Source organism: Noviherbaspirillum aridicola (assembly GCF_019656455.1).
Classification (GTDB): domain Bacteria; phylum Pseudomonadota; class Gammaproteobacteria; order Burkholderiales; family Burkholderiaceae_D; genus Noviherbaspirillum; species Noviherbaspirillum aridicola.
This window is the reverse complement of sequence record NZ_BPMK01000012.1, coordinates 85472-108757: the sequence shown is the minus strand read 5'-3', so window position 1 is coordinate 108757 and position 23286 is coordinate 85472. Positions and strand designations below refer to the sequence as shown.

Below are 23286 nucleotides of genomic sequence, written 5' to 3'. Positions count from 1 at the left end.
CGACGACCAACCCATTCCCCTCCTCATGAAGATATCGGATCTGAAAATCGGCAAGCGGCTCGCCGCAGGCTTCGGCGCGGTGCTCGCGCTCACCGGCGTGGTGGCCGTCATCGGCGTCACCCAGCTCACCAGCATCGACGATGCGACCGCCAGGATGGCCGAGTACGAGCGCCGCAAGTCGCTGTCCCTCGAGTGGGAAAAGGTCATCGAGACCAACAGCGTGCGCACCTTTGCGAAGGCCAAGAGCAGCAGCGCCGAAGACCAGAAATACCTCGACGCCGCGATGACGGCCGCCAGCAAGCGCGCCACCGAGATCCAGAAGGAGCTCGGCACACTGATCTCGTCCGAGGACGGCAAGCGCCTGTTCGAGGCCGTCGTCGCCCAGCGCACCCGGTACGTCACCCACCGCGACGGGCTCTTCAGGCTGAAGGAACAGGGCCAGGACATCGACGCGCTGGTCAGCCAGCAGCTGGTTCCGGAAATGGAAGCCTATGTGAAAAGCGTGGCGGATCTCACCGAATACCAGGACAAGCTCCTCACGGCCGCCGAGAAGCAGGCGCACGAGGATTTCGCCCTCGGCCGCAACATCGTCATCGGCTTCAGCCTGCTCGCCATCGCGCTGGGCGCCCTGCTGTCCTGGCTGCTCTCGCGCACCGTCACCGTGCCGCTCTCGGCCGCCGTCAGGCATGCGGAGGCGGTGGCCGCCGGCGACCTGACGAGCGAGATCAGGGTCGAGTCGAAAGACGAAACCGGCCAGCTGATGCAGGCGCTGAAGGACATGATCGAGAGCCTGCAAGGCCTGGTCGGCGAAGTCAGGACCGGGACCGAGACGATCACCACGGCCTCGGGCGAAGTCGCCGCCGGCAATCTCGACCTCTCTTCACGCACCGAGCAGCAGGCAAGCGCGCTCGAGGAGACCGCCTCCTCGATGGAGGAGCTGACCTCGACGGTGAAACAGAACGCCGAGAATGCCCGCCAGGCCAACGTGCTCGCGGCGAGCGCGGCCGAGACCGCGGTCAAGGGCGGCGCCGTCGTGTCCGACGTGGTCGAGACGATGAGCGCGATCAACGACTCGTCGAAGAAAATCGTCGACATCATCAGCGTCATCGACGGCATCGCCTTCCAGACCAACATCCTCGCGCTCAATGCCGCGGTGGAGGCGGCGCGGGCGGGCGAGCAGGGCCGCGGCTTCGCCGTCGTCGCCGCCGAGGTGCGCACGCTGGCGCAGCGCTCGGCCTCGGCCGCGAAGGAAATCAAGGCCCTGATCGACGATTCGGTCGGCAAGGTCCAGGCGGGCACGACGCTGGTCGACGAAGCCGGCAAGACCATGTCCGACGTGGTGGCCAGCGTGAAGCGGGTGACCGACATCATCAGCGAGATCTCGGCCGCCAGCCAGGAGCAGACGGCGGGCATCGAGCAGATCAACCAGGCGATTTCGCAGATGGACCAGGTGACGCAGCAGAACGCTGCCCTGGTGGAAGAAGCGTCGGCGGCGGCGAGCTCGATGCAGGACCAGTCGGCGAAGCTGTTGCAGGCGGTCGGCGCCTTCAAGGTCAGGGGCGCGGCGAGGGCCGCGAGCGCGCCTGCGCCCGTCGTCCATCGGCCGGCGCCCGCGGCGGTCAGGGCCCCGGCGCGCGCCGCCCGCGCGCTGCCCGTGGCCCGCACTGCCCGGCCGGCGATGTCCGGCGACTGGGAAGAGTTCTAGGCGCGGGCAGGCCTGCCGGCGGCCGGCCGCAGGCTCAGGAGGAAGGCGCGGGCCGTACGCTGAGTCCGGCCCGCGCAAGCCTGGGCGGATCTTCGAAGGCGATGAAGCGGTCGCCGCCGGCCGCATGCAGCATGGCGTCGACCGCGGCCCGCTCCGGGCCGCCGAGCGACAGATAGTAGTCGCGGCAGCGCTGGAGCATCCACAGGCTGTAGGGACGCACGATACGCCGGCCCTCGCATCCGTCCAGCGCAAAGGCATGCATGCCGATCGCGCGCGGCAGGGTCTCGCCGGGATGCGCCGCCATCCACTCCCGCACGCGCGCCGCCGAATCCTGCAGCACCGGCAGCTGCTCCGCGAACATGCGCCGCAACACCGGGATCAGGGTCTCGGGAAGCGCGTCATCGGCGAGAAACTCGCCCTGCAGCGGCGCCGGAGACATCATGCGCTCCACCCACTCCGCCACGCGCGGCGCGACCCTGCGCATGTGTTCGCCGCTTTTCGGGTCGCGATACTGATGCGCGTAGAGCGGGCCGATCAGGCCGAAGTCGCCGATCGACGGCCGGCTGCCGAACAGGAAAGGATGGCGTTCGAAATGCGCCGACAGGTCCCTCAGCAGCGCCTCGTAAGAGGCTTCGATCGCCGCATGCATGTGCGGCTCGGCGCCGAGCAGTACCGCCGCGCCGGCGAAGGGCTCGGCGCGCCGCCTGCCGATCTCGAGTTGCTGTTGCGGCGAGGCGCCGGGAGCGCTCAGGGCGCCGAACGCCTGCATCGCCCAGTCCCGGTTGTGATGCCAGCGGTAGTGCATGGCGGGGATGACCAGCCACTCGTCGCCGTAGGTCTCCAGCAGGAGCGCGGCGAGACGCTGGCGGGGTGAATCCGGATAGACCGGGGGGCCGCCGTGGCGAGCCTCGAGCGCGTCGATGATCTCCGTGCTGTCCTGCAGGCAGACATCATCGGGAGTGATCAGGACGGGAATCACCGGGAAGCCGACCCGGGGGAGAATGATCTCCTTGAAGACGGCGGCGTCGGCGGGCACCTCCCGGTAGTCGATGTGCTTCCATCGCAGATAGGCGCGCACCTTGCCGGTGAAGTAGCTGATTTCGGCGCCGTACAGCACGCATGGCTTTGCCTGCATCCTCGTCTCCCTCTCGATGTGCCGGAGCGGCGCTCCGGTCACTGGAAGCACTGATGCTAATGGAAAAAGCACGACCGTGCTTAAGTGCCCGGCCGCCGCCGCATGCGGGGTACGGCGGGCGTGGCGTGCCTCAGTAGGTCTTGTACGGCAGGAATTTGCCGCTCAGGACCACGTTGACGCGGTCGCCCTTCGGATCGGCCTGGCGCTGGATGTCCATCGAAAAATCGATGGCGCTCATGATGCCGTCGCCGAATTCCTCGTGTATCAGCTCCTTGATGGTGCTGCCGTAGACGCTGACGATCTCGTACCAGCGGTAGATCAGCGGATCGGTCGGTACCGCGGTCGGCAGCGAACCCTTGTACGGCACGATCTGCAGCCAGGCGGTTTCCTCGTCGCTCAGGCCGAACAGTTCGCGCGCGACTTCCGCCTGCTGATGGTTGAGCGTCATCTGGCCCAGCATGGCGGCGGTCGTCCACTCCTTGCTCTCGCCGATCTTCTCGGCGATGTCGGCCCAGCGCATGCGGTTCTTTACTTTGACGGAGAGGATCTTCCTGGTGACTTCGTTGCGGTCCATGCCGGCTCCTTTTTCGGGTGATGGATATCGGGATCGAGTGAACGGGGTTGGCGCAGCATCGGCGATAACGCCGCCCGGCTGGCGGGGCGCGGGCATGAGGGATTGCAAGCGATGTGCCCGGTCGATGCCGGGTTGCGTGACGCGGATGCCCCTGTTGGACGCGGGGCGCGGCCGCTTTTGGTGCAGGGCGGGCGGCATGCTGCGCCGCCGGCACCGTTTCGACGCAGTGCCCGGCTGCGGCGGCGCCCTCAGCGATCCGTGCGCGACAGCCGGATCAGGCCGAAAGCCACGGCGGAAAACACCCAGTACTCGACCGGGGCGCCCAGGACCCAGTGCTTGTGCCACGACACCGCCGCGGGATGAAAGAGGCCGAGGCCGTAGGCGGGATTGAGGACGAACCAGAGAAAGTCCTCGACGATCCAGAACACCATGATGAAGGCGAGCACCCGGCATTCGGCGCGCCACGACCAGCGTCCCCAGAAGAAGAACGGGAAATGAAACACCAGGGCGATGAAGGGAAACATCCAGGCGTGATAGCCGGTCATCGCGCGTCCGCCCCAGAACAGGTCGAGCAGCCAGTGCTCTTCGATGCGCCAGGTCGGCAGGCTGGCCGCCCATCCCGCCGCGCCCTCGATCTGGATCTCGACCTGGGCCAGGAAGGCCGCCAGCAGGACGACCCAGGCGAGCGCCGGCAGCACCGGCGACCCGATGTCAGCGCGCATGATCGGCGTGTCCTTGCAGGAGCGCGTCGATGACGTCGCGCGCGGCATCGGGACGCGCGACCTCGCGCGCGCGGCGCGACATCCGCGCGAGCAGCCCGGGTTGCTCCAGCAGGGTGCGCAGCCGGTATTCGATGGCGGCGGGCGAGGCCGCCTTCATGGCCACGCCCTGTTCGAGCAGGTACTCCGCGTTCCTGTCTTCCTGCCCCGGAATCGGCGCATGCAGGATCATCGGCAGCCCCTGGGCCAGGCACTCGGACACGGTGAGGCCGCCCGGCTTGGTGATGGCCAGGTCGGCGCAGGCCATCACCCGTTCGACCTGCCCGGTGAACGGCAGCGGAAACAGGCGCCCCGGATGGTCGGCCGCCAGAAGCCGGAGCGCATGCAGCGCGCGTTCGTTGCGGCCGGCCAGGACCACCAGCTGGAAACGCGGCGACGCGGCGAGCAGGCGCGCCGCGCAGGCGTCCAGTCCGCCCAGGCCGCCGCCGCCGCCCATCAGAAGCACCGTCGGCAGCCGCGGATCGAGCCCCAGGTCGCGCGCGCACCGCTCGCGGTCGAAGCGTTGCGAGAAAGCGGGCATCAGCGGAATGCCGGTCACGCGGATGGCATCCTCGGGGATGCCGCCGGCGCGCATCAGGAAGGCCACTTCCTCGCTCGCGGCGAAATAGCCGGCCATGCCCGGCTGCACCCAGGCACGGTGCAGGTCGTAGTCGGTGACCTGCACCCACACCGGACAGGCCGGCCGCGACCAGGCAAGCATTTCGGCCGGCAGGAAATGCGTGCAGACGATCGCGTCCGGGCCCAGCGTCTCCAGCAGCGCCCGCGCGCGGCGCGTCAGCCGCCGCTCGAGGCTGCGGCGGATGCGCTGCGCCCGGGTGTCGGGCGCCGACCGGTTGGCGGCGTCGTAGATCCAGCCCCACAGGCGCGGGCAGCGCGCGACCAGGGCCAGGTAAGCTTCGGTATAGAGCTTGCGGTAGCCGGACGGGACGAGATCCATCAGGTCGAGGTGGATGGCATCGAGGCCCCGGGCGAGCGCGGCGGCATGTATCGCCTGCGCCGCGCGCACGTGGCCTGCGCCTGCGCTGACGCTCAGGATCACGATGCGCCGCGGCGTCCTGTCCCCGGCGCGGACGGCCGGCGCGACGACCGCCGGCGCCGGCGCGCCGTAGCGGCGGCGGGCGATGAAGGGCAGCGAGGCGACGTTCATTGCGGCATCCCGCGCGGGCTCATGCCGGCACTCCGGCCATGCTTTCCTCTTCCGCGCGCAGCCGGTCCTTGACCACCACCACCTCCTGCCAGGTGACGATGCGCAGCGCGCCGTCATGGTCTTCCACCAGCGCGGTCAGGCTTTCGACCCAGTCGCCGTCGTTGCAGTAGGTGATGCCGTCGATGTCGCGGATCTCGGCCTTGTGGATGTGGCCGCAGATGACGCCGTCCAGGCCCTGGCTGCGCGCCTCCGCCGCCAGCGCCTTCTCGAAGGATGCGATGTAGCTCACCGCGTTCTTGACCTTGTGCTTCAGGTATTGCGAGAGCGACCAGTACGGCAGGCCGGCGCGCGCGCGCCAGGCGTTGTAGACCTGGTTGAACTTGAGGACCAGGGTATAGAGGTTGTCGCCGAGGTAGGCCAGCCATTTCGCGCAGGCGATGACGCCGTCGAAGCGGTCGCCGTGCAGCACCAGCATGCGCTTGCCGGCCGCGGTCACATGCACCATCTCGTCGCGGATGCGGATGCCGCCGAGGTCGAGGCCGATGTACTGGCGCACCGCTTCGTCATGGTTGCCGGGAACGAAGAAGACCTGGGTGCCGCGCTTGGCCTTCTTCAGCACCGCCTGCACCACGTTGTTGTGGGTCTGGTTCCAGTACCAGCGGCGCTTGAGCTGCCAGCCGTCGATGATGTCGCCCACCAGGTAGAGCGTGTCGGACTCGGTTGCCTGCAGAAACTCCAGCAGCCGCTCCGCCTGGCAGCCGGAGGTGCCGAGATGGAGGTCCGAGATCCATATGCTGCGGTAGCGATTGCGGTGCATGCGTCGGGTGAATGCGGCATCGATAAACTTTTCGCCTGGCTTCATGAGCGCCTCCTTCGTTGACGGGGGTGGCTGTGTATCCGCCGCCTACGAACGCTACCCGTGGATTGCTTCAGGGATATGAAATTGCGGTGTCACTTTGATGACATCGCTGCCGCCGCGCGCCGCCACATGGCTGTCATATTCGCGCCGCATCATGCGCGCATCGCGTCGATCAAAGGAAGCAGCGGGTGGAAGACATCTATCTGAAGACCTGGAGCCAGTTCGTGGACCTGACCGCCGAACTCGACGGCTGGGCATTCCGCGGCCAGCAGGAAGCGGGCTGGCCGCTGCTGAGCTCCCTCTCGCGCTACCTCTGCCGCTTCGGCATCGAGAGCGAGAGCTGGCGCGCCCGGGAAGAGCGCGCGATCCGCATCTTCCGGCGCAAGGCGCACAACTATCTGGCCGATCCCGGCGTGCTCGAGAACGACATGCGCTGCCTGACCCTGATGCAGCATCACGGCGCGCCGACACGGCTGCTCGATTTCACCAAGTCGCCGTTCGTGGCCGCCTTCTTCGCGCTCGAGAATGCGACCGGGGATGCGGCGGTGTACGCGCTCAACACACCGCGCCTGTGGAGCAGCGCGCCGCTGCAGGAGCGCTCGCTGACGCGGGAGCGGATCGATCCGCGGCGCGAAGGAAATTTCGAACGCTACTTCCTGGCGAACGAACACGAAGTGCTGTGGATAGGCGAGCCGTACGAGATGGACAGCCGGCTGGTGGCCCAGTCGGGCACGATGGTGGTGCCGGGAGTGCTCGGCAAGCCGCTCGACGCGGTGCTGCGCGCCTATCCCGGCGGCGACGCGCTGATCAGAAAAATCATTCTGCCGGCGGCGGTGCGCGAGGCGGCGATCAAGTCCCTGTACCGGATGAACATCACCAGCGCGACGCTGTTTCCCGACCTCGACGGGCTTGCCCGCTCGGTGCGCACCGAGCTGGAGATCATGTGGCAGGCCGGGCCGGGAACCGCGTCGGCCGGCATTACCGCGGCCGACCGGCGATTCGCGGCCTGAGGTTCAGACGCTGTGCAGGGTGACGTAGGCCGCGAGCATGACGGCGGCGGCGAACACGGCATTGGCGATACGGGTTTCCACGGCAGATCCTTTCATCGATTACCCGGCGGGCGGGCCATGCAGGCATGATGAGCGCGATGGCGGCCCGGCCTGCTGAACACGGTCAAACCATGCGTGGCGTTTCAGCCTCGGTTTGTTCCCGCTCAAAACTGCCGCGCAGCCACTCGTTCACCTCGCGCGCGACCCAGTCGCCGTCGTCGAGCGGCAGATCGTGGCCGGCCCATGGATGCAGCGCGAGGCTGGCGCCCCACGCCGCCGCCAGCCGCCGCGAGCAGTCCGGACTCACCAGGCCGTCGCCCCGGCTGGCGAGCACCAGCAGCGGCGCCCGCGGCTTGCCGTCCGGCCTGAAGCGCGACGACGCCAGCAGCTGGCGCAGCGTGTTGCCCGCGCTGACCGGCCGGGCCAGTCGCAGTGCCGTCCACCTGTCCAGCTCCGGCGCGTGCGGCGCGCGCCGGCTCGTCAATGCCCAGATGCCGCGCTCGATGGCGGCCGCGTCGCCGCGCGCGGCGGCCAGCCGCAGCAGCATCGGCCACGCGCGCCACCGCAGCCGGTGATGAAGCGGACTCAGGCTGCCGATGCTGGAATTGATCATCACGCAGCCGCGCAGCTGCGCCGGATGCGCGCGCGCCCAGGCGGCGGCGATCATGCCGCCCATCGACAGGCCGAGCACGAAGAACGGCGACGGTATGCCGGCGGCGGCGGCCTGGCGGCGGCAATCCTCGACCATGGCGGTCACGCTCGCCGGACTGCGCTCCGCGTGGCGGGCGCCGTTGCCGGGCAGATCCAGCATGTGCACCGGCACCGGCCCGAGCGCGGCGCGGAACTGTTCGGGGAAGCCGCCCCAGTGACGGCTTTCCCGGGTCAGGCCGCGCAGGAATATCCAGTGGGCGCCGCGCACGCTCACGGCGCCCCGCCATACCAGCGTGCCAGCGCCAGGCGCTCGCTCGCCGCGCGCGCACTGCCGTCCGGCAGCCAGCGTTCGCCCGCCGCCGCGGCACGGGTGAGGAAATCCAGCCAGACATGATGGCGCCGCAGCACCCGTTGCAGGCGATGCGCCGGAAACGGATTGAAATAGCCCTCGCGCGACGCCAGCTGCAGCGGGTTCTTGCGTATCCAGCGCCACGAACCCATCTCCAGGGTCATGGGCAGGAACACCGTCGACGGCGACTCGGCCGCCGCCTGCTGATAGAGGTAGTCCCAGAGATCGCCGTGGGTCAGGTACTGCCGGCTCTGCGGCTCGAAGGTGTAGTCGTGATGAGGATGGGCGCGCTCGAACAGCTGCTGCAGCGCGAACAGTTCGCCGAGATGCGGAATCGGCCGCCGGCTGCAGGCGTAGGGAAACCAGATCCGGTCGCGGAAGCCGAAGCCGGAGTGACAGTCGAGCACCAGCGACAGCGGCCGGCCGAACAATTCCTCGCGCACCAGCTCGCACACGGCGCGGGTTTCCGGCTCCATCGCGCGCGCGCCGCGGTACCAGGGCAGGCGCCGGCTCAGGCGATGGCCGCCCACCATCGGCGCCACCGCTTCCTCCGACTCCACCGGCGCATTGCGCATCAGGTCGACGCCGGCGGCGTTGCAGCGGGTGCGGCGATGCATGCCCGCTGGATTGACCAGCGGGACGAAGACCAGCCGCATCGAGCCGAGCAGCGCCTTTTGCGCCGGGTCCCAGGCCGCGCGCTCGAGCAGGGTCTCCAGGAAGGCCAGCAGCACCCGCGTGCCGATCCGCTCGAGGCCATGCACGCCGGCGAAGAAGCCGACCGCCGGCGCCCGCGGATCCGGCGTGCCCACCGCCAGCGCATGCACCGGAAAGCGCCGGCCGTCGCACTCCACGCTGCACAGCGTGCGGACGTCGAACACCCCGGATCCTCTTTCGATGATCCGTTCAAGCGCAATCAGCTCGTCGAACGAAGTGGCGGTCATGGGTGGCGGAAATCGGTAACCGATTTCTGACCGCGCGGCGCCGGCGGAAATCCGCGCGCGTGTCATGAAATTGATATGCGTTAGTAATGGAACTGAAGCAAACGCCGATTACGCTTGTGTTGTTCTCACGAAAGGAGCACACATGCAACTCGTCACGACACAGCGGCAGGCGGAACCGGGCAAGGCCAGGCTTGCCCTTTCCCTGGCATCGACCCCCGGCGAAGTGCGCGAGGTCCAGCGCCTGCGGTACAAGGTCTTCATCGAAGGCGGCGGGCTGGCGCGCCTGATGAATGAAGAGCGTCTCGACCGCGATCGATTCGACGACTGTTGCGACCACCTGCTGGTGCGCGACATGGCGACGCTGGAAGTCGTCGGCACCTACCGCCTGCTCAATCCGAAGGGCGCGCAAAAGCTGGGAGAACTGTATTGCGAGGGCGAGTTCGACCTGCGCCGGCTCGCGCACCTGCGCGCCCGGCTGGTGGAAGCGGGACGCGCCTGCATCCATCCCGACTATCGCAGCGGCGCGGTGATCATGATGCTCTGGTCCGGCATGGCCGACTACATGCGGCGCAACGGCTGCGAATACCTGATCGGCTGCGCCAGCATCAGCCTGGCCGACGGCGGCGCGCAGGCCAACGCGGTGTTCCAGCAGCTGAGCAGGGACGGGCACCTGTCCCCGCCGGAGTACCGCGCGCCGCCGCGGCTGGCGTTTCCGCTGCATGGCGACACCGACATCGCGCCGGCGCTGCCGCCGCTGCTCAAGGGCTATCTGCGCAGCGGCGCCTGGGTATGCGGCGAACCGGCGTGGGATCCCGAGTTTCACTGCGCCGACCTGCTGGTCCTGCTTCCGCTGGCCAACCTCGACGAGCGCTATGCGCGGCGCTACCTGGGAGACAAGGCTGCATGAAGCCCTGCTGTCGCCCCGGCGACTATGTCGCCGCCACCGCCATCGCAGCGGCGCCGGCCGGCACCGGGCAGCGCGTTGGCGATCCGGTGCAGGCGGCGGCGGGCGCCTGGGCCGCGGTGCTGGTCGCGCTGTGCAGGATCGGCCCGGGCGATGATGAGGAAGGCTTGCTGGCCGAGGCGGAGCGGCGGCGCGGCTGCTATCGCCAGGCGTGCTCGCTCGCGGCGGACGCCCGCCTCAGAAATCGAAGCGCGCCGTCACCCTGACCGTGCGCGGCGCACCGGGGAATACATAGCCGCCGAGTTGCGTCGACGCCTCGCGCCAGTAGAACCTGTCGGACACATTGTCCACGTGCAGCCGCAGCGTGGCCGGCACGCCGCCGACCCGCGTCGCGTAGGCGGCGCCGAGGTTGAGCAGGTGGTAGCCGGGCACGTTGACCGCCGCCACCGGCGTCACGAAGGACTTGCTGCCGGTGTACTCCCAGCTGCCGTCGAGCGTGAGGCCGGGCAGCTGCGGCAGTGCATACGCCACGCGCGCGATCGAGCGCAAGTCGGGAACATTCGAGACGCGCTTGCCTTCCAGCGCCGCATAGCCGGTGTCCTGCTGGCGCGTGTCCAGCGCGACCAGGCTCAGGCCGACCGACAATGCGGGCGTCAGCCGTCCCTGCGCCGCGAGTTCCATGCCGTCGTGGCGGGCCTCGCCGTTGCGCACCCAGGTATAGGACTCGTCGATGTAGTCGAGCGGCTTCTCGATGCGGAACAGCGCGGCGGACACCGACCAGCCGGCCGACAGCTGCGCCCTGGCGCCGAATTCCAGCTGGCGCGACCTGGCCGGGTCCAGCATCCGGTCCTGGTTGGTGGTGAAGAGCGGCGCGATCGTCCCGTGCTCCAGCCCCTGCGCGTAGGACGCATACAGCGACAGCGTCTCGCGCGGCATGAACACGAGGGCGAGGTTCGGCAGCAGGAAGTCCTTCGCGTAGCGCTCGTCCTGGCCGCGCTCCGGGTAGCGCTGATGACGTTCGAGCCGGGTATGGCGCAGGCCGGCGTGCAGTGTCCACGCGTCGGTCAGCGCGACGATGTCCTGCAGGTAGACGGCGCGCTCGTTGCTCTGCCGGCGCAGCATGATGTTGCTGGTCCGGATATCGGACCCCGGTACGTCGCGGGGCGCGTAGAGATTGCTGACCCCGTTGGGGGTGGAGCCGATGCAGTCGCTCGCGCCATAGACGCAGTCGCCGAAACGATCGCGCCGGCGCACCGCTTCCAGGCCGAAGGTGAGGGCATGACGCAGCCCGCCGGCGACCACGTTCCCCTGCAGTTGCGCGCGGCCGTTCAGCACCTGCTTCGACTCGTTCTCGCTCTGATAGTCGTAGATGTCGTGGTCGCCGTTGGCGCAGAAGCCGTACAGGATGCCTTCGGCGAGGCAGCCCGCCGGGAAGGCCGCGAAGTCGTCGCGCCGGACGCCATGCCGGTTGAAGGCGAGCGAGGCGCTCCAGTCGGCGTTGAGCTGGTGTTCGTAGCGCAGGCCGACATTGCTGCTGTCGGTCTCGGTCGGCCGGCTCCAGGGCTGGGCGTTGAGCATGGTGCGCGCGGAGACGCCGGACGGCAGCTCGGTGCCGCCGATCAGCTGGAAGCCGGGCACGGTCAGCTGCGACTTGTGCTGGTAGTCGAGGTCGAGCTGCAGCAGCGAGCGCGGCGACAGCCGCCAGTCGAAGGCGCCGGAGACGAAGCTGCGCTCGCCGTCCGCGCCCTGGACATAGGAGCGCAGCCTTTCCGCCGCCGCGTTGATGCGGTAGCCGAAGCGCCTGTCCTCGCTGCGTCCGCCGAGGTCGACCGCGCCGTACAGCCCGCCGTGACCGTCGGCGCCGAGCGTCGCCGCGCGCACCGGTTCGGCGGGCGGACGCTTGGTCACGTAGTTGAGCAGGCCGCCCGGCGTGGACACGCCCGCCTGCAGCCCCGACAGCCCCCTGAGCACCTCGATGCGTTCCTTGTTCTCCAGCGGGATGCTGGCGTCGGAGCTGATGATCAGCCCGTCCTTGCGGTAGCTGGAGAAGTTGTCGAGCGTGAAGCCGCGGATGGAAAACTGCTCGGCGTAGCCGATCGCGTTGTAGGACTCGTTCAGACCGGCCTCGATGCGCGCAAGGTCGGTGGTCTGGCGCACGCCGCGCTCATGCAGCTGCCGGCCGTCGTAGACGCTGACCGACGCCGGCGTCCGCAGCAGCGGCGTGTCGCCGAAGCCGCCGACGCTGGCGCTGCCGCCCGCGGTGGCCGATGGCGCGGTGACCGTGACGGCGGGCAGGGTGGGATCGGCTTGCTGAGCCGCCGCGGGCAGGGCGAGCGCGGCGAACAGGACGGGAATCGAATGGCGTACGGCGTGGGAGGCAGGCATGGTTTGTCGAGTCAGCGCCAGCGCGGGTGCGGGCGCGGACCGACGGTCGCGCGCGCTTCCCTACGCCGGCATTATCCGGATCAGGTTCGGAGGGTGATTCTCACCCGGAACGTTTGCTCCGGGACCCCTAGCGGACGCGCATCCTACCATACGGGCCATGATCCCGGGTGCGGCTTCAGGCGGGCAGCCGTTTCTGACGCGCGTGCGCAACGATGCCGGCGGCGCCGCCATCCGCGGCCGCGGGCCGGCGGCCGTGCAGCGGGATCACGCGCGCGCTCTGCACGGCCGCGCCGTGCGCATCGTCGAGCCTGAACACGCCGAATTCCTGCATCAGTTCCACGCCCTGGGTCTGCAGCGCGGCGGAGGCGGCGGCGGCCTGTTCGGCGAGCGCGGCATTCTGCTGCGTGACCTGGTCCATCCGCATCACGGTCTCGCTCAGTTGCGCGATGCCGCGGTTCTGTTCGTTCGATGCGGCGGTGATTTCACCCATCATGCCTGCCACCTGCTCGACCGAGGCGACGATGCCGTCCATGGTCTGCCGCGCGTGCACGACTTCGGCCGATCCGGCTTCCACCTGGCGCGCCGCGTCCTTGATGAGACGGGTGATCTCGCGCGATGCCTCGGCGCTGCGGGCGGCCAGCGAGCGCACTTCCATCGCCACCACCGCGAAGCCGCGTCCCTGCTCGCCCGCGCGTGCCGCTTCCACCGCCGCGTTCAGCGCGAGCAGATTGGTCTGGAAGGCGATGCCGTCGATGACGCCGGTGATGTCGCTGATGCGGCGCGAACTCTGCGCGATCGCTTCCATCGCCGCGACCACCTGGTTCATCGCCGCGCCGCCTTCCACCGCGATGTTCTGCGCGCGGTCGACCAGCGCGCGCGCATTGGCCGCGTGCTCCGCATTGTTCCTGACGGTGCCGATCATCTGCTGCATGCTCGCCGCGGATTCTTCCAGGCTGGCGGCCTGGTCCTCGGTGCGGGATGAGAGATCGATGTTGCCGGCCGCGATTTCCGCCGCGCCGGAGGCAATGCCCTGCGCATTGCGGCGCACGCCGGCGACGATGTTGGCGAGGCTGGTCTTCATGGTGGCCAGCGCGTGAAGAATCTGGCCCGTCTCGTCGCGCGAGCCGATGTCGATCGGCGCGGTGAGATTGCAGGCGGCGATCTGGCAGGCGACATCGACCGCGTGCGCGAGCGGCCGCGTCACCGCCCGCACGAGCATCACGCCGAGCAGGACATTGAAGACGACGCCTGCGCCCATCGCCGCCCACAGCCATGCCGCGTCCGCGGCATCGGCGTGGCGGATGCCGAGCAGGCCCACGCCGAGCGTGCATGCGCAGGCCACCGCGACGCTGAGCTGCACCCGCCGCGCGATGCTCAGCCGCGTCAGCGCCTCCAGCAGGCCGGGCAGGCCGGTGCGCACCACTTGACCGTGGCGAATCGCCAGGCCGCGGGCGCGGTCTTCACGAAAGCGCGCATACAGCGCTTCCGCCGCCTCCACCTGTTCGCGCGATGGCACGGTGCGCACCGAGGTGTAGCCGGTGACGCGGCCGTTTTCCCATATCGGCGTGGCATTGGCATGCACCCAGTAATGGTCGCCGTTCCTGCGCCGGTTCTTGACCAGCCCGGACCAGGAGCGCCCGGCCTTGAGCTGAGCCCACATGTCGGCGAAAGCTTCCGGCGGCATGTCGGGATGGCGGATCAGGTTGTGCGGCTGGCCGAGCAGTTCGGCTTCGCTGTAGCCGCTGACTTCGATGAAATCGCGGTTGGCGTAGGTGATGACGCCGCGGGTATCGGTGCGGGAGATGAGGGATTGATCGGGCCGCATCCGGTATTCGTTTCCGGTGACGGGATGGTTGACGCGCATCGGCTTGCCTCGTGGGACGGTTGGATGAAACGGCTGCCGCCCGGGTAGGGCGGCGGATCTGCATGGGGACTGCCGCGCGGGATGTCAGAAGGTTTCCCACTCGCCGTCGGGAGCGGGCGTGCCGACCGCTCTCGGCGCCGTCAGCGCGGCGTTGCGGGGCAGGGTCGGCGCCTTGCGGGCGGCGGCAGGCTTCGCTACGGCCGGCACGGCGGCGGACGCCGTGTCGCGGCCGCCGGGCACGCGGAACACGCTCACCGCCCTGGCCAGCTGCATGGCCTGGTCCTGCAGCGAGCTGGCCGCCGCGGCGGCCTGTTCCACCAGCGCGGCGTTCTGCTGGGTCACCTGGTCCATCTGCGTCACCGCATCGTTGACCTGGGCGATGCCCGTCGCCTGTTCGCGGCTCGCGGCGCTGATCTCGTCCATGATGTCGGTGACGTTGCGGATGCCGGACACGACTTCGCTCATGGTGCTGCCGGCCTGGTCGGCCAGGCGCGCGCCGGCATCGACCTTTTCCAGCGAATCGCCGATCAGTGTCTTGATCTCCCTGGCCGCGCTCGCGCTGCGCTGCGCCAGGGTGCGCACCTCGGCGGCGACCACCGCGAAGCCGCGCCCCTGCTCGCCGGCCCGCGCGGCCTCGACCGCGGCGTTGAGCGCCAGGATGTTGGTCTGGAAGGCGATGCCGTCGATGACGCCGATGATGTCGGCGATCTTGCGCGCCGACGTCGCCAGCTCGCCCACGTTGGCCACCATGGCGGCGACCGCCTCGCCGCCGCGCCCGGCCACGTCCGAGGCGCTGCGCGCGAGCTGGTTGGCCTGCTGCGCGTTCTCGGCGTTCTGGCGCACGGTCGAGGTCAGCTCTTCCATCGAGGACGCGGTTTCCTCCAGCGAGCTTGCCTGTTCCTCGGTGCGCGCCGACAGGTCCTGGTTGCCGGATGCGATCTCGCCCGATGCCGTCGCGATCATGTCGCTGCCGCTGCGGATGGTGCCGACGATGCCGGCCAGGCTGGCGTTCATGTCGCCCAGTGCGGCCAGCAGCGCCGCGGTCTCGTCCTGGCCGTCGGGCGTCACGCTGCGGGTGAGGTCGCCGGCGGCGACCGCGCGCGCGAACTCCACCGCGGCGCCCAGCGGACGGGTAATCGAGCGGCTGATCATCCATGCCGCGAGCATGCCGAGCAGCAGCGCCAGCACGGACAGCGCGACGACAACGCCGAACGCGGTCCGGTAGGCGGCATCGGCGGCCTCGACCTCGGCCTCGCTGGCTGTCTGCTGCAAGGCCAGGGCTTCGTCGATCGCTTCCAGCCAGGCCTGCGATGCGGGACCCGCCTTGCTGAGCAGCAGTTCGGTCACCTCGGCATCCTTGTTTTCCCTTGCCAGCGCCATGAGCTGGTCGTTGAGGGGGCGCGCCGCCGCGCGCGCGGCGTCGATCTTTGCCCGCAGCGCGGTCCCGGTGCTGGTGGCCGGCAGTTTCTCGAGTGCCGCGCGCGCGTCGTCGTAGCGCGCGCGGGCGTCGGTGATCTTCCTTGCCTCGGCCTCGATCTTCGCGCCGTCGTCGAGCAGTGCGAGCGTGCGGATGACGCGCGAGACGATATGCACCGACGACGACATCGTATGCAGCAATTCGGTCTTGCGTCCGTTTTCCTTCGTGATGCGCTCGAGCCGGTTCTGCGTCTCGCTCATGCTCCACAGTCCGGCGCCGGCGAGCGACAGCATCATGAGCAGTATCGCGGCGAAGGCGAGCCCGAGGCGGGTCGCGATGGAGAATCGGTTCAGTTTCATGATGAGGTCCTTTCCGGGTCAGGCGGCGGTGGCGAGATGGCGGCACTCGGGCGCCGCCAGCAGACGTTCGGGGTCGAGCAGCATCAGGCTGCGCCCGTCGAGCAGGGCCAGCCCGGTCAGGCAACCGAGATAGATGCCGCCGGCGGCGATCTCCGGGGCGGGGATGATCCGGTCGGCGGTCAGCGACACCATTTCCAGCACGTCGTCGACGACCAGGCAGGCCTGGGCGCCCGCCAGCGAAAGGACAATGGACACCGCGCGCCGCTCGATGGGGCCGGGCGCCAGGCTCAGCCGCGCACGCAAGTCCACCGCGGGCAGCATGCGGCCGCGAAAGACGATCGCGGCATTCCTCGCACCGTTCGCGCCTTCCGCCGCGGTCGCCGGCTCGTAGCGCAGCAGTTCGCGCACCTTGCCGACCTCGATCGCGTACTCCTCGTCACCGAGGCGAAAGACCAGGTGGTCCCGCCCGGCGGCCTTCTCCTGCTTGCTTGCTGCGTGCATCACATCCCCCTTCCTGTTACCGGTTTCGAGCATGGAATCGGCAAGTGCAGGCGGACTCGCGTTTCATTTCCGCCGTTCCGACCCGGTTATTTGTTACGTCATCGTTTTGCGCCAGGCCGCTTCGGCCTCATAATTCAGTGCGCCCTACGGAAGGGCGCCGGAAAGCTTGTTCAAAAATAAAACTTTTCAGCGAGTATAACAAAACTAACAAATACACGTTGATTTGTTAAATCTGATTGGGTCGATGGGATGGATAAACAACCGACGACAGGGGAGGTGTGCACGACGCAGGAAGTGGCGCGCCTGCTCGGCATCTCGGTCACCTCGGTGCAGCAGCTGGTCGAGGCCGGCGTCATCGAGGCATGGAAAACCAAGGGCGGCCACCGCCGGATACCGCTGCGCGCGGTGCATGCCTACCGCGCCTCGACCGGCGCCGCGCCGCCTGCCGGCCCCGCGCCGCGGCAGCCGGGCGACCGGGTGAGCGTGCTGGTGGTCGAGGACAACGAGATGCAGCGCGCCGCCTACGAGAAGAAGTTCGCGGCGTGGAAGCTGCCGCTCGACGTGCGCTTCTGCGAGAACGGCTACCAGGCGCTGGTGGAGATCGCGGCGCGCACGCCCGACGTGCTGCTGGCCGACATCGTCATGAGCGGCATAGACGGCTATGAAGTGATCAACACCATACTCGGCTATCCCAACCTGTCCGACATGCATATCGCCGTCGTGTCCGGCCTGTCCGAGGCGGATCTCGCGGCGCGCGGCGGACTGCCGCCGGGCGTCGTCTTCTTCGGCAAGCCGGTGAATTACGACGAGTTGCGCGGCTACATGCGCGCCTGCTGCGCCGCCGCCGCCCGCCGCGCGAGGCCGCGGTAAAAGTAACAGAATTGTTGGAATCAGCACCGAGAGCCCGCGAGCCGAAGACGCCATGACGCGCTACAGCCACATCGATCCGGAGGTCCTGCTCGACATGATCGAGCGAGACCCCGACGACTTCGCCCAACTGTCGCAGACCTTCCTGCGCATTGCGCCACCCGGCATGCAGCGGCTCGAAGCCGCGGCCGGCGCCGGCGATGCCGGCGCGGTCCGCCATGAGAGCCACGCGCTCAAGGGCAGCCTGATGCTGGTCGGCGCGTCCGCCTGCGCCGGACAGGCGAACGAGCTCGAGCGTGCGGCGATGGAGGCGCGGGCGGAGGATTTCCCCGCGCTCCTGCCGGCCCTGCGGACCGAATTTGCCGCGGTGCTCGCCGAAGTCGCCGCCAGCATCGTCGAGTTCGGACCGAAAGGCCCGGCATGAGCGGGACGCCAGGAGGGCATTCGCGACGGCTTGCGATGATCGTGGGAACGGCGGTGGTCGCCATCATCGTCGCCACCGCCGCCTTCTCGATCCAGGCGCTGCGCGCGCGCACCATCGAGGACTGGCGCACCCAGCTCGACAATCTGTCGCTCGTGCTGGCCGAAAACACTTTCCAGACCATGGCGTCCGCCTACATGGTGCTCGACAGCCTGGCCGAGGACGTGCGTGCCTTCCGCGTGGCCGACGCCGCCGGGCTGCAGGCCGCCTTCAGCGGCCCCGGCGCCCACCGCATGTTGCGCGACAAGGTCGGCGGCCTGCCGCAGATCGACGTCGCGACCATCGTCGATGCCAACGGCAACATCATCAATTTCACGCGCGAATTCCCGGCGCCGCCGATCAATCTGTCCGAGCGCGACTATTTCCACCATCACCGCGACAACCGCGATACCGGCGTCTACCTGAGCGCGCCCGCCCGCAACAAGGTCAACGGCAAGTGGACGTTCTACCTGAGCCGCCGGCTGGAAGGCGCACACGGCGAGTTCATCGGCATCGTCCTGGTCGGCATCTCCTCCGAATTCTTTTCCGATTTCTTCCGCAAGGTCACGCTCGGCGATGCCGCCGCCATCACGCTCTACCGCAGCGACCTCACGCTGATGGCGCGCTGGCCGCTGGCGGACGCCAGCATCGGACAGCGCAACCTGGCCAGCCTGACCCACGAGGTCCTCCGCCGCGGCAAGGACCACGAGGTGGTCATCAGCGACGCGCCGCGAGGCCTGGAGGGCGGGCGGCCGGTGCTGCGCATGAGCGCGCCGCGCAAGGTGCGCGAGTACCCGCTGATCGTGACCGTCACCGTCACCGAAGCGCTCTTCCTCGGCGGCTGGCGGCGCAGCGCGCTGCTGATCACGGCCATCACCGCCGCCAGCCTGGCGGCGCTGCTGCTGGCCTTCATGCAGATCGCGCGGCTGCTGCAACGGCGCGAACAGGATGCACAGCGGGCGCTGCAGCTGCAGAAGCAGGCCGAAAACGCCAACGCGGCCAAGTCGCAGTTCCTGGCGGTGATGAGCCACGAAATCCGCACGCCGATGAACGGCATCCTCGGCCTGAGCGAACTGCTGGTCGATTCCGCGCGCGACGACGCGCAACGCGCCTGCGCGCGCAGCGTGCACAGCAGCGCGAGCGGACTGATGCGGATCATCGACGAGATTCTCGACCTGTCCAAGGTGGAGGCGGGCAGCATGCATCTCGACCATGTTCCCTTCGATCCGGCCGCGCTGGCCGCCGACGTGGTCGCCCTGCACCGGCTCAACGCGCAGCGCAAGCAGCTGTCGCTGGAGCTGGTGATCGAGCACGATGGCGGCTGGGTGCATGGCGACCCGACCCGGGTCGGCCAGGTCCTCGGCAACCTGGTGAGCAACGCGATCAAGTTCACCGCCGCCGGCAAGGTCAGCGTGCGGCTTTGCAGCACCCGGCCGTCGGACGCGCCCGGACAGATCGACCTCGCGTTCACCGTCAGCGATACCGGCATCGGCATCGCGCCGGCCGCGCAGGCACGCCTGTTCGAGCCCTTCATGCAGGCCGACAGCGCGATCAGCCGCGACTACGGCGGCACCGGACTCGGGCTGGCGATCTGCAAGCGGCTGACGGCGCTGATGCAGGGCGAGATCACCTGCGACAGCGAGCCGGGCAGGGGGTCCACCTTCGGCTTTTGCCTGCGCGCGGCGGAAGCGCCGGCCCCGAAAAAGGCGGACGAGCCGGAGACGCTGCCGCAGGCACCGGCGGGCATTGGCTGCCGGGTGCTCGTGGTCGAGGATGCCGAGGTCAACCGCCAGCTCGTGCGGCTGCTGCTGCAGCGGCTCGGCTGCAGCGTCGAGGAGGCGGAGAACGGCGAGCAGGCGCTGCGCGCGCTGGAGACGGCACGCTACGACCTGGTCCTGATGGATTGCATGATGCCGGTGATGGACGGCTATGAAGCGACCGCCCGCCTGCGCGAGCGGGAAAGCGCAGGCGGCGGGGAACGCACCCCGGTGATCGCGCTGACCGCCAACGCCGTGGAGGGCGAACGCGAACGCTGCCTGGCGGCGGGGATGGACGACTACCTGTCGAAGCCGTTTTCGGCCGCCGCCTTCCGGGCCAAGATCCTGCAATGGGCCCGCACGCCGGCGCCGGCCTGAGCGCGGAAGCGCATCCGGATTTTCGCTATCCTTGCTGCTTTCTCCACAAGGACAGGCAATCATGGCATTCACCACCGAAATGCAGCCCGGCGTCTGCGCCCAGGCGCCGCAGGAAACCCGCGGCTTCGTGTTCAACCACACCATGCTGCGGGTGAAGGACCCGGCTGCCTCGCTCGATTTCTACAGCCGCGTGCTCGGCATGCGCCTGCTGCGCAAGCTGGACTTTCCGGAGATGAAGTTCTCGCTCTACTTCCTCGCCCACCTCGACGGCGACGCCGAGGTGCCCGAGCAGCCGTCCGCGCGCAATGCCTTCGTCTTCAGCCAGCGCGGCGTGCTCGAGCTGACCCATAACTGGGGCACGGAAAGCGATCCGGAATTCCGCTATCACGACGGCAATGCCCAGCCGCAGGGCTTCGGCCACATCTGCATTTCCGTGCCCGACCTCGACGCCGCGATCCGCTGGTTCGACCAGAACCAGGTGCCGTATGTGAAGCGGCCGGAGCAGGGCAAGATGCGCGATGTCGCCTTCATCAAGGATGTCGACGGCTACTGGATCGAGATCGTGGAACCCGCGCGCACCGGAAATCTGGGCAGCTAGCCGGGATCGGGAGGCTGGGGGCCGGCGGCGCGCGCGTCGCCGCCGCCCGGCAGCTTGTCGATCAGGCGCTGCACCGCCTCCATGAAGTCTTCAAGGCGTTCCTGCCAGCGCCGCCAGGTGCGCTCGATCTCCCGCGCCTGGCGCACCAGGTCTTCCACCGGCTCCAGCAGCGAACCGCCGTCGTCCCGCGGCGGCGGCGCCTCCGGCGGAGGCGGCTCGTCGCCGCCGAACCAGCCTTCGATGGTCTCCCACAGGCGTCCGAACAGCGATTCGTCGGGCCGCGGCAGCTGCGCCTGCGCATCGACCAGCCGCGCATCGAGCGCCTGGCGGAAAAAATCCCCGACGGGCAGCAGCGCGTTGTGCGCGCCCTGGCCCCAGTAGCCGCTGCGCATGGTGACGCGGCTGTCGTTGAAGCCGACCCAGGCGCCGGCCACCAGGCGGGCATGCATGAGGATGAACCAGCCGTCGGTATTGTCCTGGGTGGTGCCCGTCTTGCCGGCCACATCGGCGCGGATGCCGAAGCGCGAGCGGATGCCCTGGCCGGTGCCCTGGCTGACGGCGGCGCGCAGCATGTCGGTCAGTTCTTCCGCGGTTTCGCGCGACACCGCGCGCCGGCCGTCGGCATCGAACTCGGCCAGCACGTTGCCGTGACGGTCGGCGATGCGCGTCACCAGCACCGGCTTGCGGTACTCGCCGCCGGCGGCGAGCGTGGCATAGGCCGACACCATCTCCACCGGCGTCACCGGGCTGGTGCCGAGCGCCAGCGCGGGCACCGGGTCGAGCCGGCTGCTGTCCACGCCCATCCTGCGCGCCAGCTCGGCCGCTTTCTTCGGCCCGGTCTCCTGCATCACGCGCGCGGTGATGGTGTTCTTCGACAGCACCAGGCCGTCGCGCGCGGTCATCGGCTTCCCGGTCGGCGGCGTGACATCGCTCGGCCGCCATACCGTGCCGTCGGACAGCGGCACCTCGATCGGCGTGTCGATGAACTGCTTGCGCGGCGACATGCCCGCTTCCAGCGCCGCCCCATACACGAAAGGCTTGAAAGTGGAGCCGGGCTGGCGCCGCATCTGCCCCACGTGGTCGAACTGGTCCGCCGCATAGTCGCGGCTGCCGACCCAGGCCCTGACCTGCGCGGTGACAGGGTCGATGGCGACGAAGCCCGCCTGCAGCCGCGTCTTGTCCGCGCGCAGCCGCGCCGTGAACTCGGCGTCCGCGCGCAGCCGCGCCAGCGCCTCCTCCGGCGCCGCGCCGCCGTCCACCGCGCGCGCATAGGCCGAGGATTCGCGGATGAAGGTATCGAGCAGTCGCGGATTGGCCTGCCAGAAGTGCGCGAAGGGCTGCACGCCGCGCTGCAGCCGCAGATAGCTGTCGATCGCCGCCGACGGCGGACGCAGCGAGGCCTGCGCCCATTCGACGTTCGCCACCGCCTGCAGCGCGTCGAGCTGGCGCTGCACCGCGCGGTTGGCCATCGCCTGCAGGCGCGAGTCGATCGTGGTGTGGATCACCAGGCCGTCGGAATAGATGTTGTAGTCGTTGCGGTCGGCCCATTCGATCAGCCAGCGCTTGAGATGCTGGGCAAAGTGCGGCGCCGGACCGAGCGCCTCCTGCTGCCGCTCGAAATCCAGCCGCACCGGCCGCGCCGCGAGCGTATCGTACTGCGCGCGGCTCAGCAGGTTGCGCTTGACCATCTGCGACAGCACGACGTTGCGGCGCCGCTGCGAGCGCTCCGGATTCTGTACCGGGTTGTAGTAGCTGGTGCCCTTGAGCATGCCGACCAGGGTCGCGCTCTCGAGCAGGCCGAGCCTGCTCGCCGGCTTGTCGAAATAGGTGCGGGCCGCCATCTCGATGCCGTAGGCGTTGTACAGGAAGGGCACGGTGTTGAGATACGACTCGAGGATCTGGCGCTTGCTGTAGGCGTGCTCGAGCTTGAGGGCGGTGATGATTTCCTTGAGCTTGCGGGTGATCGTGCGCTGCCGGCCGATCTGCTCCGGATACATGTTGCGCGCGAGCTGCTGGGTGATGGTCGACCCGCCCTCGGGGTCGCCGATCAGCGCGCGGCCGGCGCCCACCACCATGCGCAGCGGCTCGATGCCGAAGTGCTGGTAAAAGCGATGGTCCTCGGTCGCGATCAGCGCATTGATCACATGCGGCGAGATCTTCTCCAATGGCACCCATTCCCGGTTGAGGCGGTTGTAGGTGGCCAGCCGCTTGCCGTCGGCCGACACGAGCACGCTCGGCACCTCGTTGCGCGCGCGGCGCAGGTCGGCGATGCTCGGCGTGAAGGGGATCAGCAGGAGCGTGTAGGCGACCAGCAGCACGCCGGCGATGAGGCCGAGGGAAAACATCCCCTTGAAGACGGCGGCGGCCCGCGTGCCCGCGGGCGTGTCACTGCGCGCCGCGGTGCGGAAGTAGCCGGCCAGGCGCGCCGACGGGGGCCGCAGGCGGGCCATGATGCGCGACAGGATGGACAGTAGCGTTTGCAATTTGCGTGAAAGCCCGTGAGAGACGATGCCGGGGAAGCGGGATGTGCACGATGTTAGCGGGCGGCCCGGCAAGGTCGTCGTGTTTTGTCAAGGAAAGACCGGGATGCGCCGTTTCCTTGATCTT

20 protein-coding genes and 1 riboswitch are annotated in these 23286 nt (G+C 68.9%); of the genes, 8 read left to right on the top strand and 12 right to left on the bottom strand.

Translation table 11 applies throughout. The features are described from left to right. Positions 1-25 precede the first annotated feature (25 nt). Positions 26-1705, top strand: coding sequence for a methyl-accepting chemotaxis protein (locus NCCP691_RS14405; RefSeq protein ID WP_220809236.1), 1680 nt, complete (start codon positions 26-28; stop codon positions 1703-1705). Between the two features lie 34 nt (positions 1706-1739). On the opposite strand, the gene NCCP691_RS14400 is transcribed toward NCCP691_RS14405, so the two are convergent. From NCCP691_RS14400 to NCCP691_RS14380, 5 genes are all read right to left on the bottom strand, one after another. Continuing rightward, entirely contained in the window at positions 1740-2840 is a 1101-nt protein-coding gene (locus NCCP691_RS14400; RefSeq protein WP_220809235.1) for a glutathione S-transferase family protein, read from the bottom strand. A gap of 130 nt (positions 2841-2970) precedes the next feature. Beyond that, positions 2971-3414, bottom strand: coding sequence for a cyanase (cynS, locus tag NCCP691_RS14395; RefSeq protein ID WP_220809234.1), 444 nt, complete (start codon positions 3412-3414; stop codon positions 2971-2973). Between the two features lie 248 nt (positions 3415-3662). Beyond that, positions 3663-4136: a hypothetical protein gene (locus NCCP691_RS14390; RefSeq protein WP_220809233.1), complete on the bottom strand. Its 474-nt coding sequence runs from the start codon at positions 4134-4136 to the stop codon at positions 3663-3665. After that, positions 4126-5340, bottom strand: a complete 1215-nt coding sequence (locus NCCP691_RS14385; RefSeq protein WP_220809232.1) for an MGDG synthase family glycosyltransferase — start codon at positions 5338-5340, stop codon at positions 4126-4128. The genes NCCP691_RS14390 and NCCP691_RS14385 overlap by 11 nt, the downstream gene beginning before the upstream one ends. Before the next feature lie 19 nt (positions 5341-5359). Next, the gene (locus NCCP691_RS14380) at positions 5360-6202 is read right to left on the bottom strand and encodes a UDP-2,3-diacylglucosamine diphosphatase (RefSeq protein ID WP_220809231.1); all 843 of its coding nucleotides are present in this window, start codon (positions 6200-6202) and stop codon (positions 5360-5362) included. A 185-nt stretch (positions 6203-6387) separates the two neighbouring features. On the opposite strand from NCCP691_RS14380, the gene NCCP691_RS14375 reads away from it, so the two are divergent. Next, a complete protein-coding gene (locus NCCP691_RS14375) occupies positions 6388-7209 on the top strand; it encodes an FRG domain-containing protein (protein WP_220809230.1) in 822 nt (273 codons plus the stop codon). 163 nt (positions 7210-7372) lie between these two features. Here the strand turns inward: NCCP691_RS14375 and NCCP691_RS14370 are convergent, their stop codons facing one another. After that, a complete protein-coding gene (locus tag NCCP691_RS14370) occupies positions 7373-8173 on the bottom strand; it encodes an alpha/beta fold hydrolase (protein WP_238482449.1) in 801 nt (266 codons plus the stop codon). Continuing rightward, complete coding sequence (locus NCCP691_RS14365) at positions 8170-9189, bottom strand: M14 family zinc carboxypeptidase (RefSeq protein ID WP_220809229.1); 1020 nt, start codon at positions 9187-9189, stop codon at positions 8170-8172. Before NCCP691_RS14365 ends, NCCP691_RS14370 begins: the two co-directional genes overlap by 4 nt. Positions 9190-9331: 142 nt before the next feature. On the opposite strand from NCCP691_RS14365, the gene NCCP691_RS14360 reads away from it, so the two are divergent. After that, positions 9332-10096, top strand: coding sequence for a GNAT family N-acetyltransferase (locus tag NCCP691_RS14360; protein WP_220809228.1), 765 nt, complete (start codon positions 9332-9334; stop codon positions 10094-10096). Beyond that, the gene (locus tag NCCP691_RS14355) at positions 10093-10359 is read left to right on the top strand and encodes a hypothetical protein (protein WP_220809227.1); all 267 of its coding nucleotides are present in this window, start codon (positions 10093-10095) and stop codon (positions 10357-10359) included. Before NCCP691_RS14360 ends, NCCP691_RS14355 begins: the two co-directional genes overlap by 4 nt. Here NCCP691_RS14355 and NCCP691_RS14350 read toward each other — a convergent pair. The 4 genes from NCCP691_RS14350 to NCCP691_RS14335 form a co-directional block, all read right to left on the bottom strand. Next, entirely contained in the window at positions 10331-12478 is a 2148-nt protein-coding gene (locus NCCP691_RS14350) for a TonB-dependent siderophore receptor (protein ID WP_220809226.1), read from the bottom strand. The genes NCCP691_RS14355 and NCCP691_RS14350 overlap by 29 nt on opposite strands. Before the next feature lie 40 nt (positions 12479-12518). After that, a riboswitch (TPP riboswitch) is annotated at positions 12519-12617 on the bottom strand. Positions 12618-12653: 36 nt separating this feature from the next. Continuing rightward, on the bottom strand, positions 12654-14342 hold the full coding sequence (locus tag NCCP691_RS14345) for a methyl-accepting chemotaxis protein (protein ID WP_220809225.1): 1689 nt from the start codon (positions 14340-14342) through the stop codon (positions 12654-12656). 84 nt (positions 14343-14426) lie between these two features. Further along, a complete protein-coding gene (locus NCCP691_RS21530; RefSeq protein ID WP_220809224.1) occupies positions 14427-16118 on the bottom strand; it encodes a methyl-accepting chemotaxis protein in 1692 nt (563 codons plus the stop codon). 18 nt (positions 16119-16136) lie between these two features. Further along, entirely contained in the window at positions 16137-16619 is a 483-nt protein-coding gene (locus NCCP691_RS14335) for a chemotaxis protein CheW (protein ID WP_220809223.1), read from the bottom strand. 249 nt (positions 16620-16868) lie between these two features. Between NCCP691_RS14335 and NCCP691_RS14330 the strand changes: the two genes are divergently transcribed. From NCCP691_RS14330 to gloA, 4 genes are all read left to right on the top strand, one after another. Beyond that, on the top strand, positions 16869-17489 hold the full coding sequence (locus NCCP691_RS14330; RefSeq protein WP_220809222.1) for an excisionase family DNA-binding protein: 621 nt from the start codon (positions 16869-16871) through the stop codon (positions 17487-17489). A gap of 52 nt (positions 17490-17541) precedes the next feature. Continuing rightward, a complete protein-coding gene (locus NCCP691_RS14325) occupies positions 17542-17910 on the top strand; it encodes an Hpt domain-containing protein (RefSeq protein WP_220809221.1) in 369 nt (122 codons plus the stop codon). 35 nt (positions 17911-17945) lie between these two features. Next, positions 17946-20081: a hybrid sensor histidine kinase/response regulator gene (locus NCCP691_RS14320; protein ID WP_238482448.1), complete on the top strand. Its 2136-nt coding sequence runs from the start codon at positions 17946-17948 to the stop codon at positions 20079-20081. Positions 20082-20142: 61 nt separating this feature from the next. Continuing rightward, positions 20143-20679, top strand: a complete 537-nt coding sequence (gene gloA, locus NCCP691_RS14315; RefSeq protein ID WP_220809219.1) for a lactoylglutathione lyase — start codon at positions 20143-20145, stop codon at positions 20677-20679. Here the strand turns inward: gloA and NCCP691_RS14310 are convergent. Next, entirely contained in the window at positions 20676-23162 is a 2487-nt protein-coding gene (locus tag NCCP691_RS14310) for a penicillin-binding protein 1A (RefSeq protein ID WP_373870360.1), read from the bottom strand. The genes gloA and NCCP691_RS14310 overlap by 4 nt on opposite strands. Between the last annotated feature and the right edge of the window lie 124 nt (positions 23163-23286).